We start from the raw sequence: 16144 nt of genomic DNA, 5'->3' as shown, positions 1-16144 counted from the left end.
ATTGTACTTCGGGACGCCGACGCCGGGCACACCGGCGTCCGCCAGCATCCGCGCGGCGGTAAGGGTACCCGCTCCCGGGGAGCGGGAGCGGCTCGCTGCGCTCTCCGCCCAACCTTCGGGCTGCGCCCGAAGGTTGACACTCCTTCCGCTGCGCTCCAGGAGTGCAGCGGCCAGCCTTCGGCTGTCCTGTGGCTTCCGCTGCGCTCCAGCCACCGTGACGCTCCGCGTCACCCAGGTGTGCCACGCTCCGCGCGGCACACTCACGGGCCTGACGGCCCGGCAGCTACGAGGGCGGGCCCGTTGGCGAGACCGTGACGGGGAATCGTATGCGTGCGGGATTAAAAGGGGTGGCTCGGAGCTCCGATCATTCCCAGGATCCACCGTGAATCTCAAGGGCCGCCCTGTTGGCGAAGGCGCTGTCGATTGGCACTTCCCACTGGTGAGCAGTTGCTGTCAGTGCATCTTTCACCTCGTCAAAAGGGCGTCCCCAGTGAGTCGAACTGACCTTCTCCCACACCATCCGGATCCTCATCGCCTGCTCCACCACGTACAGGACGTCCGTCTTGTCATCCGGCGGTTCACTGCGCATGCCACTCCCCTGCCTGTGTATAGGAGATTCGGAGCTGCGTAGTTAATCACTGCGCTATGGCAAGGCTGCGCTGGGGGGACTGTGGGTCCAGGCCATGCTCCACGCTCGGAGATTTTGCCGCTCTTGCTTCAAAGTTGTGGTTGGATAGATTCTGGAACCATGTAGCGGCGCGGGGAGAGTGGAGGGGCCGTACCCACACCCGCCTGGGCCGCGTGCGCGCCGGTTGGCATCGCCGCCCTCGCCCTCCAGCAGGGCCCGTACAAGGGGCGGCCGGTGCGGCGCGCGGTGCGCAGCCGCGCGGTGAGGACGCGGGCGGCGACGACGGCGCGGTCATGGCGCAGCCGCTCGCGCGGGATGTCCCACTCCCTGGAGTTGCTGACCGCAGCAAGGGCCGAGCGTGGAGAGGACGGGTAGGCGGCGGCTTCGGTGCCGGGTACAGCGCCGCTCGCAGCCGAACCGCGTCGGTGAGCTGCTCCAGACGCTCCAGGAGTCCAGCAGCTCCGGCGAGAGGTGCGGCGGGATCGGCTGAACCGTGCGAGGGCCTCCGGACTCGGGGTTGGTCCCTTGCGCCCTCGCCCTTCCCCGCCACCTCCAGGACGCGCGCATCGGCCGCGTCCCGCCAGGTGGCCCGGCGCCTTCGTCACCCGTTCCGCCTGCGGTGCCCGGCAGCCTGCCCGGCACCGCAGACACACACGCCGAAGCCCACGGAGGTCTCGCCCGTGGGTGTCGGCGCGTACGGCGGCGGTCAGCTCTGCTGCATCGCCTTGAGGTCGCGCCTTGAGGTCGCGCAGCGACAACTCGTTCGCGCCGCGGTCCGCCGCGCTGCTCTGCGTCCAGGCGAGGATCGCCGGGTGCGCCCGCTCGTACGGGGCGCCGGCGGCCGTGTTCTGCCCGTCGGTCTCAGCGACCTGGGTGAGGTAGGCGGCCAGGGCGTGTGGGCCGCCGCCGTTGTAACCGCGGGCGTTGCGCTGCGGCAGGATCGACAGGAGCTCCTTCTTCGTCCGGACCCAGAAAAAGCTCCGGCTGACGATAAAGCGGCTGAAGATGTCATCAGGGCGCAGGGCTGGCGGGGCGTACGTCTGGTAGGTCCACTGGTCCGTGCCGCCTTCGCCCACGTGCTTGGAGTGCTTGCCCATGGCGGGCAGCCCAGACTCGGGGTCGTAGAAGGTCCGGCGGCCCACACGCAGCCCGACCCGGCGACGGCCGACGGGCTGTTCTTGTCCCCCTACACCACGGGTGGAACAGGGCCGGGATCTTCTCCTGCTCCATGAGCGTGCTGTGCATCGCGTGGGGCTCGCAACGCACTAGCCTGCTCAGCCACTCCTGCACATGAGGTGTCCTCCTTGCGGGACCTTCCGGCCGGTGACCAGGTCATTGCCGATGGGCGCCTCGATGATGCCCTTGGCGTAGCCGACATCGGGCAGCAGGTGCGGTTTGGGCCACTGGGGTGGTCCCCTGGACGACGCGCCGCCGCCCGTTCGGCAGGCGGTCGCGAGTGATCGACTTCGTCGCCATGATGTGCGTGCCGCTCTCGCGGCCAGCCTTTCCGGGTCGCCGTGTGCGCCGGATCGTGACGTCCATAGGCGACTGCCGGACAGGCTTCCCCTCGTGCAAACAAAGGGACCTCCCTATGGGCTCACGTTTCAGATGCGGCTTGGCGATCACCGCGCTCACCACTCTCACCGGCACGTTGTGTTCGGCGGTGCCGGCCCACGCCGCGCTCCCGTCGCCGCAAGCGCATGCGTATGTCGTGTCGGCAGACGCGATCGGCTCGATCGTCGCGGTGGCACCCGTACCGGTCTCGGACTATCCCCCTGGTGGGACGACGACTCAGGTGGGTGTCAACGTCGGACCGTTCGTCTCCAGCTCCACCCTGACCGCGACCACCGCCGGGGATCCGACAGCAGGAACGTCCAGCGCCGCGGCCACCGTGGAGAGCCTCGCCGCCAACCTCGGCCCGATCGGCTCCCTGAACCTGACGGGCGTGCGCTCCAGCTGCAGCGCGACCTCAGCCGGTGCGACGGGGTCCGGCGTCATTGCCGCAGGCAGCGCCACGGTCGACAGCCTGCCGCCGGTGGCTCTTCAGGCGAACGCGGCCCCCAACACCGTCGTCAACCTGGCGGGCCTTGGCACTCTCACACTCAACGAGCAGACGACAGACGCGAACGGCGTCCTCACGGTCAACGCCCTGCATTTGGTGCTTCTGCCCCAGTTCGACGCAGCTGACGTCATCGTCGGCCATGTCGAATGCGGAGGTGCCGCCCCGGCGCCGACGGTTACCAAGACGGCTCAGGAGGACTCGTTCGTCGAGGGCCAGACGCTCCACTACACCTTCACCGTGCGGAATAACGGCACCGAGCCTCTGACGAACCTTCAGGTGGCGGACAGCGGCCCCGGCTCGCCGACGGTCACCTGCCCCGCCGGGCCGTTGGCTCCCGGCGCCACGGTGGAGTGCACCGCGAGCTACACCGCTACCGCCGCCGATGTGGCAGCGGGACGGATCACCGACACCGGCACGGTGACAGGCACTCTTCCTGGCGGCCAGACCGTGACCGCCACAACGCCTGAGCTGGTGGTCCCGCTTCGAGCGCTGTCACTGACGAAGAAGGCGACCGACGCGGATTTCCAGGCCCCCGGTGAGACGGTCCACTACGCCTATACCGTCACCAACACCGGACAGACGCAGCTCAACGGCGTGGCGGTGACCGACCTGACGCCCGGCGTCGATGTCTCGGGCTGCGGCACCGACGAGCTGTCGCCCGGCGAGAGCACTACCTGCTACGCCACCTACGTCACGACTGCGGCCGATGTCGAGGCCGGAGGTGTCACCGACCAGGGTCAGGTCACCGCCACCACTCCGGACGGTGCCACCGTGACGACGACCAGCAACAAGGTCACCACACCACTAGCGGCGCTGACGGTGGTCAAGGCCGCCGAGCAGGCCCAGTTCACCGGAGCCGGTCAGACGCTCCACTACACCTACACGGTGACCAATAACGGCACGCAGAGCGTGACGGACGTCAGCGTCGAGGACCACGGCCCCGGCTCTTTGACCGTCACCTGTCCGGAGACGACGCTTGCGCCGGGCGCATCGGTGCAGTGCACGGCCAGCTACACCACGACCGCGGCCGACGTCGCCCGCGGGGAGGTCGTCAACGCAGCGACCGTTTCCGGTCGGACACCGTCCGGCACCGTCCTCCACGCAGCGAGCAACGGCGTCACGGTCCCCCTGGCCGGTCTCAAGGCCGTACTGGATGCCCAGGAGAACGCGTTCACGGGCGCAGGTCAGCCCCTGCACTTCGACCTCCAGCTGACCAACACCGGCGGGCAGCCCCTCAGCGGAGTCGAGGCGTCCATCGACTCACTCGACGTGGACTGCCCGAAGACCACACTGGCGCCCGGCGAGTCGATCACCTGCACCGCGACCTACACCACCACCGACGCCGACGTCAGGGCCGGGAAGGTCACCTTCATCGCACACGCCACGGGCACGGCTCCCGACGGCACTACCGTGACCACCACCAGCAACAAGGTGACCGTGCTCCGCTACCCGCCGTGTGACAACAAGACGCGCGGCGGCGGCGATGAATGCCAGGACGACCACGGCAAGCCCAACAAGCCGGGTAAGCCCAGCAAACCCAGTAAGCCGGCAAAGCCCAGCAAGCCTGGCAAGAAGCCCAGCAAATCCAGCAAGCCGAGCAAGAACACCGGAAAGAAGCCGGGGAAGAAGAAGACCAGCAAGCGGCCCTGAGCTGAAACCGCCCGCTGACTGGGCAGTGTTTCATCAACGGCGGGTCTCACGATCACGGAAGCAATGTGAGATGAGCGCATCTGCCGTTGAGCCCGAAGACCCGGCCCAGCTCGCCGAGAAGGGCAGGAACAGCGGCAACAGCCGTAACAGCACGCGTTCGAAGACTGTGCTGACCGATGTCGGGCCGGAGTGGTGAAGGTGCCCCGCGATACCGCGGGGCACCTTTGAGCCGCAGATCGTCACGAAGCGGCAACGCCGCCTGTCCGGCATCGATGAGACAGTGCGCCCCATGTCCGCGAGGGGGCTCACCTGCAGGTGATATCCGCTCACCTGGCCGAGGTGCACGCCCGGCGGCAACCCGCCCCCATGGCTGCGGCCCGCCTCCACGAGTCACTCTTCCTTGGCGTACCCGATGGCGGCACGGTGGCCGGGCCCGAGGATCAATGAGGTCATCGCAGTTGCGCCACAAGATCGGCTTCCCCGGCTCGCCCGGTGGCAGCCGCCTCCAGCAGGGACCAACCATCGATTTCCACCGCCCGCCGCTGCCCCGGCTGCGACCCGCGGGCCAGCGCCACGTCGAGCAGGGCTCGGGCGGCGCCCGGTTCGTGCAGGTTCAGGGACAGCATGCGACGTCCCAGGCGCAGCGCTGTCGGCTGGTGCCCTGTCTCTTCGGACCCTGGCCGGTCTCTCCGGCCTTTGAGGAGCGTCCTGTTCGTCTCATCCATGTTTGATCACCGCTCACGGATGTCTCGTGGATCAGGCCGCGTACCCTCGGCCCTGTGCCCCGTCATCGGAAGAAGCCCCGTCTGCTGGTCGCCGACGGGCACGTGTACCTGTGGACGCTGCGCCACAGCCACGACGTGGTGGACGGCGGCCGGCCTGTGGACTGCCGCCAGACTCTCACGCTGTACCCGCAGCCGGCAGGTACCGGCGGCCCCTTGCGCATCGTCTTCACCGCGGGCCCAGGCCGGTACCTCCCGGGTGGGTTCGCCACGGGCTCCGGGGACGTGGGGTACGTCCGCGGCGGTTCCCTCAACCTGCATGAACCGGGCGCCGTCCGGGCCCTGCTCGACGTGGCGCTGGCTCGCGGGTGGCAGCCGGGGGAACGGCGGGCGAGGGAAGTCGATGGCTGGTCCCTGCTGGAGGCGGCTGCCGCCGCGCGAGCCGAGGGAGCCGACCCCGTGGGCCCGAAGGGGTGACTCCGATGGCATCACCGGCCCGTGACGGGCACAGGGTCACGCGAGGCGGCAGCGCTGCGCTGAGGTGCCGCCACTCGTAGCGCCGCCGAACCGCCAATGAGCCCGGTGGGGTGGTGCAGCGGTAGGCGCATCCTGCCCAGGAGGGGGTTTCGTCTCCTCCTGGCAGGCGGCGCTCCTGAATGCAGTCCTCTTCTGTCGGTTGAGCCGCGGCGTAGGGTCTCCTCCCGTTCACGGGGTGAGATCGAGGATGCGGACGGGTTCGCCTTTCCACCGTGTGGGAGCGGTGGTGGCGACGATGGCCCCGTCGGGGCGGTCCGCGGTGGGCTGGGCGGCGTGCTGAGCGTGGGCCTGGCCCCATGTGGCCTGCTGGGCAACAGCCAGAGCGGCCGGCAGATCGAGATCAAGGACGGTGATCCCGGGAAGTGCGGCCAGGTGCTCGGCGGTACCGGGTCGGGCCCGGTCAGCTTCGACGAGAGCGCAGGCGGGTGCGTAGAGGTACCAGCCGGCCTCGGCATGGGCACGGTGGATCAGGCGGGAGGCGAGGACGTTTCCGGTGCCGGCGGCCATCATGGCGGTCTCGTCCAGGACGATGTGCATGGCGTCGGTCACGGGCGCTGCACCTGAGCGAGACGGCGGTCGAGCTCGTCATCCAGTCGGGACTCCTCGGCGGCGGTCGGCGCGTACCCCGTCCACTTCTTCAGAGCAGCCTTCGCCTTCTTGGCGCGTTCGGCCCGTTCCGCGGGGGTGAGCATGGTGTCCGCCAGGCGTGCCAGGTAGGCACGCAGGGACAGACCTTCCTCCGCAGCGATCGCGGCCAGGCGGTCGCGGGCTTCCTCGGGGATTCTCACGTTGGCATCAGGCATCATGGCACTCCTTTCCATAACGCTAGGGTACGGGTACGTACCCGTACCCAGGCCGGCCAGGAAGACTGGGTGAGGCTGTTTCGGCCATGCTGCCGAGTGGGAGAGCCACGACATCGTGCTCCGGACGATCCTGCCGACGGCTACGCGGGAGGCGGTCCCCCACGAGCACCCCGCGGTCGTGACCGTCGCCGGACAGCCCGGCGCGGGCAAGACACACACCGCCGACCTGGTACAGGCCGCGCTCGACCGTAGGGACGGCTCGGTGCGGATCGGCCACCCGGAGCGCGGCGGACATCGCTCGGGAGATCTCAGGCCTACGGATCGTCGACTACCGTCACGCGCCTTGGCGGATGGACCTCCTGCGTGGGCCTACGGCCCGGCCCTACGTCCGAACCCCTATGTCGATGAGCTGGTGCGGCTTCACGTGATCATCCCTCGCGGTTCCGGGTGCATCTGGCGCGGCCCGATCAGCGATCCGGAAGCCGGCCGTACCGACGTGGCCACTGCCGCCCGCTGCCCGCACCAGGTGTCGGCTCGCAGCCGCAGTCACTCGACGTCGACCCCGTAGGCGCGGGCAAGAGCGTCGAGGCCTTCTGCCCAGCCTTGGCCGATGGCGCGCAGTTTCCAAGCGGGTCGGCCGTCGACGGTGTGCCGGTACAGCTCTGCGACGACCATGGCCCGGATATTGGGGTCTGCGGGCGGCTGGAACATCCAGGCTGCCCCCGTCGCACAGCCCATGTGCAGAGCGGCGTAGGTCAGGGAGCCGCAGGTCAGTCCGGCGTCGACGTCCATGTTGATGGCGATGGCCACGCGGCGGACGTGTTCGGGCAGTGCGGATAGGTGGACGGTGGCGCGCTCGACGGTGTGCGGTCCTTCGGGCTGTTTGCCCAGAAGACGCGCGGCTCCGTCAGCGGCGGACGGCTGGTGGTAGAAGACAAAGTCCTCGTCACCGGCGACTCGCCCGCCATCTCCCGTCAGGAAGAGGGTGAGGTCTGCGTCGGCGCCCGTGAAGCGGAAAGCCATCCGTAGTCCCTGCCATGCCTCGTCGGGCAGGACAAGGGTCTGGCCGGGGATCAGCACGACGGGGGCTGCCGGAGGTGCGGGCGGCATGGGAGGCAGGCTTGCCGGTGCTTCCTGCTTCCACTCGGCGAATGGCTTGATCCGGTAGGGATCGATGACGGGACTGCCAGCACCGGATGTTGTGTTGCCGCCAAGGCTGATGTCGAGGTCAGCCAGGGCCGTCTCGCCGGAGTCGGGTTCGTCCTGGGCGTGATCGAGCAGGTCCTGCAGGCCGGGCACGCGGGTCGTGTCCAGCGGCTTGATGGTGCTGGAGAGGTTGCCCGAGGCCGTGGTGGTGACGGAGCAGGCCACGTCCTGGCCGATGTCCAGGAAGCGCAGAGCGTCCTCAGGTTCCCGCCAGGGCGTGGACTCAATCGCCTCGCGGGTCCAGCGGCCGTAGGCCACGAAGCCGAGGCGTTGGGTGTCGGGCAGGCGGGTCAGCACGGCCAGGTCGATGGCGGTGATTCCCGGGGCGGTTGCGAAACCCTCTTTGAGTGTGGCGACGATGTTCGACCCCATGGACGTCAGCCACCACAGGGTCTTGTCCCGCTTGGTGAGGTTCTTCAGGGTGGGACGACCGCTGGGTGTCAGCCCGGGTGTCTGGGTGGGCAGGGAGTCGAGGTCCTGGTGCCGCATCACGACGGAAAGGACAGAGCCGTCCACGCCGACTGCACAGCCGGCTGCCGGGTTGTCCAAGAAGGCGGTGTTCACCGCCTCGCAGACCGTCGCCTCGTCGTTGGACACCAGCGTCTGCCACCAGTGCTGCGCCTCACCTGCCAACTGCTCCCGCACCGCCAGGAGACGAGCGGTTTCCGCAGCCAGATAGAAGGAAGCGTCCTGCTCCGCACGCTGCTTGGCAGCCGATCGCTCCCCGCGAGCCAGTCTGCCGACGCCCTGCAGATGAAAGGCACGAGCCTCGGCGAGTGCCCAAGGCAGGCCCAGGCGCGGCACATCCGGAATCTCCGGGGGATGGGCTGCGGGGAAAGACTGCAGATGGACGCCGGTGGTTTGCCGACGCAGCTCCCGCAGCTCAGCGATGGCGGCATCGCGCTGCGCCTCTTGCTGGGCTCGCTCTGCCTGCCGTCGGGCCCGATCCAGTTGCGCGGCCGAAGGGGCGACGGTACGGGGCCTCGGGGTCCGACGCGTACTCGTCCGCCGTCGGCCACCGCCCAGAGAACTCGAGGCATAGAAAGGCCCGAGACCCGATGACACGCGGGCGCCGCCCGCGCCCACGCTGAGCCTTGCCGCCCGCGGGCCGATCGATGTCCGCACTCCGCGCGTCGAGACCCGCACACTCATCCCAGGAACACCGACACGGAACCCGAACCCCATGAAGCACCCCTTTCCCCCGAATAGTCTGGCACTGCGGGGCATCCGGGGTGTCGGGATACCGGATGTTCCGGTGCTCGGTCGGTGGGCGAAGGCCTCCGCGGCGGTTGTGGAAGGCAAGTACAGGCGGGCGCAGATGGATCGGCAAGGCGAGCCCCGCCCCTCCTATCGATCCCGGCTCGGGCGGCCCCGGAGAACGCGTCGCTTGCGCCGACCTGCCGGCCGGTGGCGCTCCCCCTCACCGCCGGCACGGCCCGCGGGCTGCTCCCTGGGGTTCGCGCCCCGGCTCATCCCTGTCCATCCGCCGGCGGTCAGCCGCGCACGTGCAGCCCGAAACCCGTGCGGCCCGCGGGCTCCAGTCCCTCCTTCAGGTGCAGCGAGGGGATCTCGTAGTCGCCGAAGTTCTGCCGCCGGAACGCGATCGGTTCGGTCGACTCCAGGGTGAGCAGGCGCTCCTGCCAGGCCTTGGCGATGTCCGGGTAGTCCTCGGCGGTCATCTTGTCGGTGCCGTACAGCACGAACGGCGGCAGCACTTCGATGCCCGGGTAGTAGAGGATGCCGTGGTGGATCGGGAACAGCAGGTCGTCGATGGGGCCGTTGATGCCGCGAGGGGCGTAGTGCGACTCGGGGCCGCCGGCGGTCACCGACAGCAGAGCCTTCCTGCCCGCGAGGGTGCCTTCGCCGAAGCGCTCGCCGTAGCTGGTGTCGCTGTGTTCGCCGACGCCGTAGGCGAAGTGGTGGGTGAAGACCCGGTCCACCCAGCCTTTGAGGATCGCGGGCATCGTGTACCACCACAGCGGGAACTGGAAGATGACCGTGTCGGCCCACAGCAGCTTCTCCTGCTCGGCGAGGACGTCCGGGGTGAGTGTCCCGGCGTCGAAGGCCCGGCCCGAGTCCAGGGCGACCTTCAGCGGACGTGAGGCGTCGGGGCCGTAGTCCGCGCCATCCACGACCGCCTTCCAGTTCATCGCGTACAGATCGCTCACCCGTACCTCGTGCCCGGCGCCCTCCAGTGTGGACACCGCGAGGTCCTTCAGTGAGCTGTTGAGTGACTTCGGCTCCGGGTGGGCATGGACGATCAGCGTCTTCATGTCGAACTCCTTCGGATCGGGTGTCTTCGATCCTGGGCGTCGCGGCGGCCGGCGTTCAGGGGCGCCCCTTCCGTCGGACGGGACTTCCTGGTACCGGCAGGACCACCTTCACGGGCACCAACGGAGGCCATACTGGGGGGCATGGACGATCTTGCGGGCTTCCTGCGGTCCCGGCGTTCCCGGGTCGACCCGGCGGCCGTCGGTATCCCCGCCGACAGCCGCCGCCGGGTCCAAGGGCTGCGCCGCGAAGAGGTCGCGCATCTGTCCGGGGTGAGCGTCGACTACTACGTACGGCTGGAACAGGGCCGTGCGACCCAGCCCTCGGAGCAGGTCCTCGACGCGCTCGCCCGCGTCCTCGGCCTCGACGAGACCGAGCGCGGGCACCTGTGCCGGCTCGCCCGGCAGCGCCGCCGCCGTGCGGAGGCGCCGGGCGGGCGTCTCCGGCCGGAGCTGCTGCGCGTCCTGGACCTGGTCGCAGACGCACCCGCGCTGATCATGGACCACCGCCTGGACGTGCTCGCCGGGAACCGTCTCGCCGGGCTCCTCTACGGCCGGCCGATGCCGGGCCTGAACACCGCCCGGCACCTCTTCCTCGAGGAGGCCGAGCGCGGCCTGTACGCGGACTGGGAGACATGCACCCTCGACGTGGTCGGGCACCTGCGCCTGGCCGCCGGCACCTACCCCGAGGACCCCCGCCTGGCCTCGCTCATCGGCGAGCTGGCGATGGGCAGCGAGCGCTTCCGCCGCCTTTGGGCCCGCGCGGACGTGCGCGCCCGCACCCATGGACGCAAGGCGTACCGGCACCCGCTGGTCGGGCTGTTGGAACTGCACCAGGAGAACTTCGCGCTGTCGGATGACTCGGGCAGGGAGCTGCTGGTGCTGTCCGCGGCCCCCGGCAGCTGCGCCGAGGACGGGCTGCGCCTGCTCGCGGGCCTGGGAGCGGACAGCGGCCACGCGCATCCCGCCGTGAACGCTCAGGTCCGCGAGTAACGCAACGGCGCCCGCCCGCCGCCCGGAACGCCTCGATGCTGACGGCTTTCCCGGTCCCCGGCCTGCTGTGCGGCTGGTGACACGTTCCTTACCCGACACCCTGACACCGGCGGTGCGGGCCCGCCGGAAACCGGCCCGGAAACTCCTCGCCAGAGCCGAAGAGCGCCTGCTCGTTCGGACCGAACGAGGGGCCTCCTGCGCGCATGGGGCGAATGCGGACCGCGGGAAGTGCAAGTGCCGCGCCCGTGGGTCACGGCTACGCAGCTGGTGCCCGGACGGCACCCGCACGCACGGGGCGGTCACCTTCTTTGCCGCCCGCAGCATCACCGCACATACCGCTCGGCAGTGGCGGGGGCACGCTGTGCATCCGCCGACGGCGATCCGTAGCGCCGGCGGCTGACAGGGGGCCGGGAGAACGTCACGGACACGGACCTTCTTCACGATCGGCGCCTGTGTCCCAAGGCCGCTACGGACGCGCCCGCCACAGCAGTGCTTGGGCGAGAACGACCCGCTCGCCGTTGAAGGTGATGGCGGGGCCTTCGTGCAGTTCGTAGCCCAGCCCGATCGCTTCGCTCACGCGTTGGCAGAACGCGGCGTCGTCCGGGCCGGTCAGCACTCGGTAGATGGGCAATCCGTCGGGTGGTGTGTTCATGGGGAAAAGGATCCCAGCCGGTGCGCGAGCCGGCCTCGCGCGTGCACGAAACAGGGCCGCAACGGCAGGTGGATATCACCAGGACAATGGCCCTGAGCAGCGGGAATGAGGGGTGCTCAGGTTCTTGCACCAGCGGAACCGGAGCCACTTTCCAGGTGACGCGGCCTCTCGGTTCACCCGCACATTCCCCTGCGGCGCAGGTCCTGTCCGTGGCACGGGACACCGGGACTGCAGAAGCGGTTCCCTCCTCCTGCCCCGCCGGAATCTGCCGACCTCGCGCGCTCACGTAGGTGTCCGCCCGTCCGGGACGCCGGCCAGCCGGGCCGGCAGGTCCGTGAGCGACCCGCACCTGGTGATTTCACCAGTGCGTGTGCGGGGCTACGACGCGGCCTCGGCCGGCACCTCGCACCGGGGAACCGACCTGACCGCGGCGGTCGGACAGAGGGCGGACGCGGCGAGACGGGCGCCGCAGCCGGGGAGTTGACGTGCCGGGCGAGGGTGAGGGCCCGGGGCGGGCCCGGCAGGGCGACCGTCAGCGGTGGGCCGATACGGCCGGCCGGTGCGCGGTGAGAGCTTCGCCTCGTCAGGCGGCCCGGCGTCCCGAACTCGGTGCGGATTGCGCCGTTCCACGTTCACGGACGCCCTCTCGATGCTATTTTCGGAACGCGTTCCTAAAGTAGCGGGTAACCACCGAGAACTGAGTCCGCGATGAAGAGGACCTTCTGGTGCGGGGCCGGGATGCACGCTCACCGCCCTGGCAGTCGCGGGGGCGCACCGAGGACACCGGTCCGCGCCGACCCGGCCTGCACGGCTTGGGCCGATACCGACGGGCCCGGGTGGAGGGAAGAGGAACAGTGACCACACACCGCTTGGTCGATCCGACGGAGATGTACCTGCGCACCATCTTCGAACTGGAGGAGGAGGGGGTCGTGCCCCTCCGGGCCCGCATCGCGGAAAGACTTCAGCGCAGCGGGCCGACCGTCTCACAGACCGTCGCCCGGATGGAGCGCGACGGTCTGGTGCGGGTGGCCGGCGACCGGCGTCTGGTGATGACGGAACTGGGACGCAGACGGGCTGTGCGGGTGATGCGCAAGCACCGTCTGGCCGAGTGCCTTCTGGCGGACATGATCGGTCTTCAGTGGGAGGACGTTCATGTGGAGGCCTGCCGGTGGCAGCACGTGTTGTCCGACGCCGTGGAGAGCCGGTTGATGGAGGTCCTTGGCCACCCCGCCACGTGCCCGCACGGCAGTCCCATCCCCATGGCGGAGGAGAACGGCGCCGCCCTCGGCCCCTTCGTCACCCTGACGGATGCGGCCGTCTCCACACAGAAGACGGTGGTGGTCGGCCGGATCGGCGAGCAACTCCAGAATGACCCTTCGGTCCTGCTGCGCCTGAAGCGCGCAGGGATACAGCCCGATCACAAGGTCCAGGTCATGGCCGTCGAGGGCGGCGTGTGCGTGAGCGGTGACGAGCGCACGACGCTCCCCCGGCACGTCAGTGATCACATCTTTGTGGCAACCCACGTCGGCGCACCGCCACAGAGCAAGTAGCCCGACCGCTGCCGCGGGGCACCCCCGGCGTCGACGGTGGGATACCCCGAAGCCCCCCGGCCTGCCCGCGCCGGCGGCAGGGGGTGACCAGGACGGCGGCGATGCGAGGGGGCGTTCCCGGGCCGTGCCCGGCGGCTCAGGGTGCCCCCGAGTAAGGATTCATGCCCCGGGGAGCCGGTCGAGGAAGCCGAGGACCGAGGTGATCGGGCCGTTCCCGGCCAGAGTGACCACGTCCGAGCCGGCGACCGGCGCCGAGCCGTCGGCGGTCGACACCAGCTCCCAGCTGAAGCGGGCGATGTGATGGCTGCCGTCCACGCCACCGGGTCCCCGAGAAGTGTGGCCAGGTGGCCGGCCCGAACTCAAAGCAAGGCCGATGTCGAGGCGCTGGTCGGCTCCCTGCACCAGCCGGCGACGGAGAACCGGCTGCTGCGCCAACAGCTGTACGCCCGCTGCGGCTACCGCCGCCAACCGCGCCGGTCGCCTTCGGCAGGAGCGGCCCGCGTGTCTCAGCGCTGCTGCCGGATGCGCTGCGCGACCGTGCTGTTCTCCGTCTCCCACCACGGACGCACGCGGTCCGCCTCCTGCCCGGCACCTCCCGCCGTGGGTGCCGCCGGGACCAGCTCCGCCGTCAGACGGCGGTCCAGCGCGGCGGTCTCGGCCCGCTCGGTGCGCGCCCACTGCGCGAGAATCGCCAGCAGGAAGGGCAGCGCTACCAGCTCCGCGATGCTGATCATCGCGCCCCCGCCGAGCTGCTGGTCACGCTGCACGTCCGGCGACCAGGACGGCGCGTGGTGCAGATACCAGGACCCGGCGATCAGCGTGCCGTGGGTCATGACGACGATGCCGGGCACCGCGTCGATGACCCCGTCGAGGAACACCAGCGCCGCCCGCACCGGATGCGTGCACCAGGCGGGCAGAGCTTCCTCACGGGTGAGCACCGGGACGACGAACAGGCACCCGGCCAGCAGCAGGTGCAGATACATCACCTCGTGCAGCCAGCCGACACGCAAAGCGGTCTCGAAGTACGGCGTGAAGTACACCGTCAGCTCGGTCACCAGCACCAGAGCGGTGCTGATCAGCGGGAAGGTGAACAGCCGTACGACCCGCCCGGTCATCGCCCGCTGCACCCGGCCGGCGCCGCGCTCGGGCAGGGCGCGCAGGGCCAGGCCCAGCGGATCGCCGAGCGCCAGGCCCAGCGGTGCGACCAGGTCGAGGAGGATGTTCTGGACCGCTGCCGGCCAGAACAACACGCGGTCGTAGACGGCCAGCGCGGACATCGTGGCCACGACGAGCGTGCCCAGGCCCAGCAACGCGAAGGCGGCGACACGAGCCATGGGCCACTGCTCGCCCCGGCGCCTCAGCCGCAGGACACCCCAGCAGTACAGGGCACCCAGGAGGGCGACGAGCAGCAATGCCGGCGCATCCGTCTGCCATGAGGAGAACAGCCGCCCCGTGGTGAGCTCCGGCAGACTCCCCATCGTCATCTCCTTCACGGCATATCGGACACTCGGCTCACCGAGGCACCCTAACGCCGCAGAGTCCTCGAGCCGGTCGCGCACCTCGCGGCGCCGCATTCGTCATACCGGGCTCACACCAAGCCCTTACCGAAAGCGGGGGCGCACCCTCCCTCACGCCGTCTTCGAAGACCGCCGGCTCCGACGCCGGTCAGCCCTGCTGGCACACTGATCGGACCCGGCGAAGGAGAGTCCCTGCATGTCGATGGTCGGCAACCTGCGCACAGCCGCTCGTCTGACGCGGCGCAGCCGCCACCGCGTGGACCTCAGCCACCCGGCCCGCTCACCGCTCGGCTCGACGGTGGTCAACTGCGTTGTCTACCGCGACGGTGTCCGGCAGCCCGGCACGGACACCGTCGAGGAGGCTGTCGGGCAGGTACGCAAGCACGGCCACGACTTCGTGTGGCTGGGCCTGCATGAGCCGACCGAGACGGAATTCGCCGAGGTCGCCGACCTCTTCGGCCTGCACCCGCTCGCCGTCGAGGACGCCGTACAGGCTCACCAGCGGCCCAAGCTGGACAGTTACGGCGACGTCCTGTTCGCGGTCTTCAAGTCCGTAACCTACGTCGAGCACGAGCAGCTGACCGCCACCAGCGAGGTCGTCGACACCGGCGAGATCATGGTCTTCGCCGGCCCTGACTTCGTCGTCACCGTCCGCCACGGCCGCCACGGCTCCCTGGGCCCCTTGCGGGAAGACCTGGAGGCCGAGCCCGAGCAGCTGGCCAAGGGTCCCTCGGCGGTGCTGCACGCCATCGCCGACCACGTCGTCGACGACTATCTGAGCGTCGCCGACGCCGTGCAGGAGGACATCGACGAGGTCGAGAGCGAGGTCTTCTCTGCCCAGGGCTCCCAGACGGCCGACGCCGGCCGCATCTACCAGCTCAAGCGCGAACTGCTGGAGCTCAAGCGGGCTGTGGTCCCCCTCGGCCGCCCTCTGGAGACCCTCTCCACCACGCCCCTGCGCGCTGTCGACCCCGCGATACGCGCCTACTTCCGCGACGTCGCCGACCACCAGGCCCGTGTCACCGACCAGATCACCGGCTTCGACGCCCTGATCGACTCCATCCTCCAGGCCCACCTCGCCCGCGTGGCCGTCGCCCAGAACGACGTCGCCCGCAAGATCACCGCCTGGGCCGCGATCATCGCCGTACCCACGATGGTCACCGGCATGTACGGCATGAACTTCGACCACATGCCCGAACTGCGCTGGCGCTCGGGCTACCCTCTCGCCCTCAGCGTCATCGCCGTCGCCTGCTTCTTCCTCCACCGCGGCTTCAAACGCAACGGCTGGCTGTAACGACAGCCCTCAAGCGGCCAACGCGGCCACTGGGCAGCGCAGTCGACTGCTCGCCGCACGATGCTGGAGGGTGCACGGCTTCGACGGAACGCGGCAGGAGGCACTCACGACCTCTTCATGAGCGGCTTGAGACCCGCGAGTGGTCGGAGACCGAAGCCCCCTCGACGAGGACGAGCAGGCCGATGGCGATCAGGACCGCCGGTAGCAGAACATGCCCCCAGCGGCTGCGGGCCTTGGCGATGACCGGGCCGGGGGGCGAA

General features: G+C 69.7%; 14 protein-coding genes and 2 pseudogenes. 7 read left to right on the top strand and 9 right to left on the bottom strand.

Annotation, left to right across the window (positions count from 1 at the left end; translation table 11 throughout):
• Positions 1 to 364: 364 nt before the first annotated feature.
• Positions 365 to 589, bottom strand: a complete 225-nt coding sequence (locus tag ACWCP6_RS10330; protein ID WP_450931928.1) for a hypothetical protein — start codon at positions 587 to 589, stop codon at positions 365 to 367.
• A gap of 1495 nt (positions 590 to 2084) precedes the next feature.
• Between ACWCP6_RS10330 and ACWCP6_RS10325 the strand changes: the two genes are divergently transcribed.
• Positions 2085 to 4340, top strand: coding sequence for a choice-of-anchor P family protein (locus ACWCP6_RS10325; RefSeq protein WP_450931927.1), 2256 nt, complete (start codon positions 2085 to 2087; stop codon positions 4338 to 4340).
• Positions 4341 to 4461: 121 nt separating this feature from the next.
• Positions 4462 to 4685, top strand: a pseudogene (locus ACWCP6_RS10320) (transposase); the annotation flags it as partial.
• A 104-nt stretch (positions 4686 to 4789) separates the two neighbouring features.
• Here the strand turns inward: ACWCP6_RS10320 and ACWCP6_RS10315 are convergent.
• The gene (locus ACWCP6_RS10315; protein WP_450931926.1) at positions 4790 to 4966 is read right to left on the bottom strand and encodes a hypothetical protein; all 177 of its coding nucleotides are present in this window, start codon (positions 4964 to 4966) and stop codon (positions 4790 to 4792) included.
• Positions 4967 to 5119: 153 nt separating this feature from the next.
• Here ACWCP6_RS10315 and ACWCP6_RS10310 point away from each other — a divergent pair, with 153 nt between their 5' ends.
• Positions 5120 to 5539 (top strand): hypothetical protein, encoded by a 420-nt coding sequence (locus tag ACWCP6_RS10310; protein ID WP_450931925.1) that lies wholly within the window; start codon positions 5120 to 5122, stop codon positions 5537 to 5539.
• A 228-nt stretch (positions 5540 to 5767) separates the two neighbouring features.
• Here the strand turns inward: ACWCP6_RS10310 and ACWCP6_RS10305 are convergent, their stop codons facing one another.
• Together ACWCP6_RS10305 and ACWCP6_RS10300 are read right to left on the bottom strand one after the other, a co-directional pair.
• The gene (locus ACWCP6_RS10305) at positions 5768 to 6148 is read right to left on the bottom strand and encodes a hypothetical protein (RefSeq protein WP_450931924.1); all 381 of its coding nucleotides are present in this window, start codon (positions 6146 to 6148) and stop codon (positions 5768 to 5770) included.
• Positions 6145 to 6402 (bottom strand): hypothetical protein, encoded by a 258-nt coding sequence (locus tag ACWCP6_RS10300; protein WP_450931923.1) that lies wholly within the window; start codon positions 6400 to 6402, stop codon positions 6145 to 6147. Before ACWCP6_RS10300 ends, ACWCP6_RS10305 begins: the two co-directional genes overlap by 4 nt.
• A gap of 115 nt (positions 6403 to 6517) precedes the next feature.
• Between ACWCP6_RS10300 and ACWCP6_RS10295 the strand changes: the two genes are divergently transcribed.
• On the top strand, positions 6518 to 6970 hold the full coding sequence (locus ACWCP6_RS10295; protein WP_450931922.1) for a zeta toxin family protein: 453 nt from the start codon (positions 6518 to 6520) through the stop codon (positions 6968 to 6970).
• On the opposite strand, the gene ACWCP6_RS10290 is transcribed toward ACWCP6_RS10295, so the two are convergent.
• Positions 6949 to 8412, bottom strand: coding sequence for a TerD family protein (locus tag ACWCP6_RS10290; RefSeq protein ID WP_450931921.1), 1464 nt, complete (start codon positions 8410 to 8412; stop codon positions 6949 to 6951). The two genes, ACWCP6_RS10295 and ACWCP6_RS10290, sit on opposite strands and share 22 nt — an antisense overlap.
• A gap of 689 nt (positions 8413 to 9101) precedes the next feature.
• Entirely contained in the window at positions 9102 to 9881 is a 780-nt protein-coding gene (locus tag ACWCP6_RS10285; protein WP_450931920.1) for an NAD(P)H-dependent oxidoreductase, read from the bottom strand.
• Between the two features lie 141 nt (positions 9882 to 10022).
• Here ACWCP6_RS10285 and ACWCP6_RS10280 point away from each other — a divergent pair, with 141 nt between their 5' ends.
• A complete protein-coding gene (locus ACWCP6_RS10280; RefSeq protein ID WP_450931919.1) occupies positions 10023 to 10871 on the top strand; it encodes a helix-turn-helix transcriptional regulator in 849 nt (282 codons plus the stop codon).
• 466 nt (positions 10872 to 11337) lie between these two features.
• On the opposite strand, the gene ACWCP6_RS10275 is transcribed toward ACWCP6_RS10280, so the two are convergent.
• Positions 11338 to 11523, bottom strand: coding sequence for a DUF1737 domain-containing protein (locus tag ACWCP6_RS10275; protein WP_450931918.1), 186 nt, complete (start codon positions 11521 to 11523; stop codon positions 11338 to 11340).
• Between the two features lie 854 nt (positions 11524 to 12377).
• On the opposite strand from ACWCP6_RS10275, the gene ACWCP6_RS10270 reads away from it, so the two are divergent.
• Positions 12378 to 13073 (top strand): metal-dependent transcriptional regulator, encoded by a 696-nt coding sequence (locus ACWCP6_RS10270; RefSeq protein ID WP_450931917.1) that lies wholly within the window; start codon positions 12378 to 12380, stop codon positions 13071 to 13073.
• A 159-nt stretch (positions 13074 to 13232) separates the two neighbouring features.
• Here ACWCP6_RS10270 and ACWCP6_RS10265 read toward each other — a convergent pair.
• A pseudogene (locus ACWCP6_RS10265) lies at positions 13233 to 13397 on the bottom strand (nuclear transport factor 2 family protein); the annotation flags it as partial.
• Positions 13398 to 13579: 182 nt separating this feature from the next.
• Positions 13580 to 14551 carry a cytochrome c oxidase assembly protein gene (locus ACWCP6_RS10260; protein ID WP_450931916.1) on the bottom strand — a complete coding sequence of 324 codons (972 nt, stop codon included), beginning with the start codon at positions 14549 to 14551 and terminating at the stop codon, positions 13580 to 13582.
• A 235-nt stretch (positions 14552 to 14786) separates the two neighbouring features.
• Between ACWCP6_RS10260 and ACWCP6_RS10255 the strand changes: the two genes are divergently transcribed.
• On the top strand, positions 14787 to 15884 hold the full coding sequence (locus ACWCP6_RS10255) for a magnesium and cobalt transport protein CorA (protein ID WP_450931915.1): 1098 nt from the start codon (positions 14787 to 14789) through the stop codon (positions 15882 to 15884).
• Positions 15885 to 16144 lie beyond the last annotated feature (260 nt).

The organism is Streptomyces sp. NPDC002004, from assembly GCF_053593975.1.
Note: the sequence above shows the minus strand (reverse complement) of the source record. Positions and strands in the feature narration are given on the sequence as shown.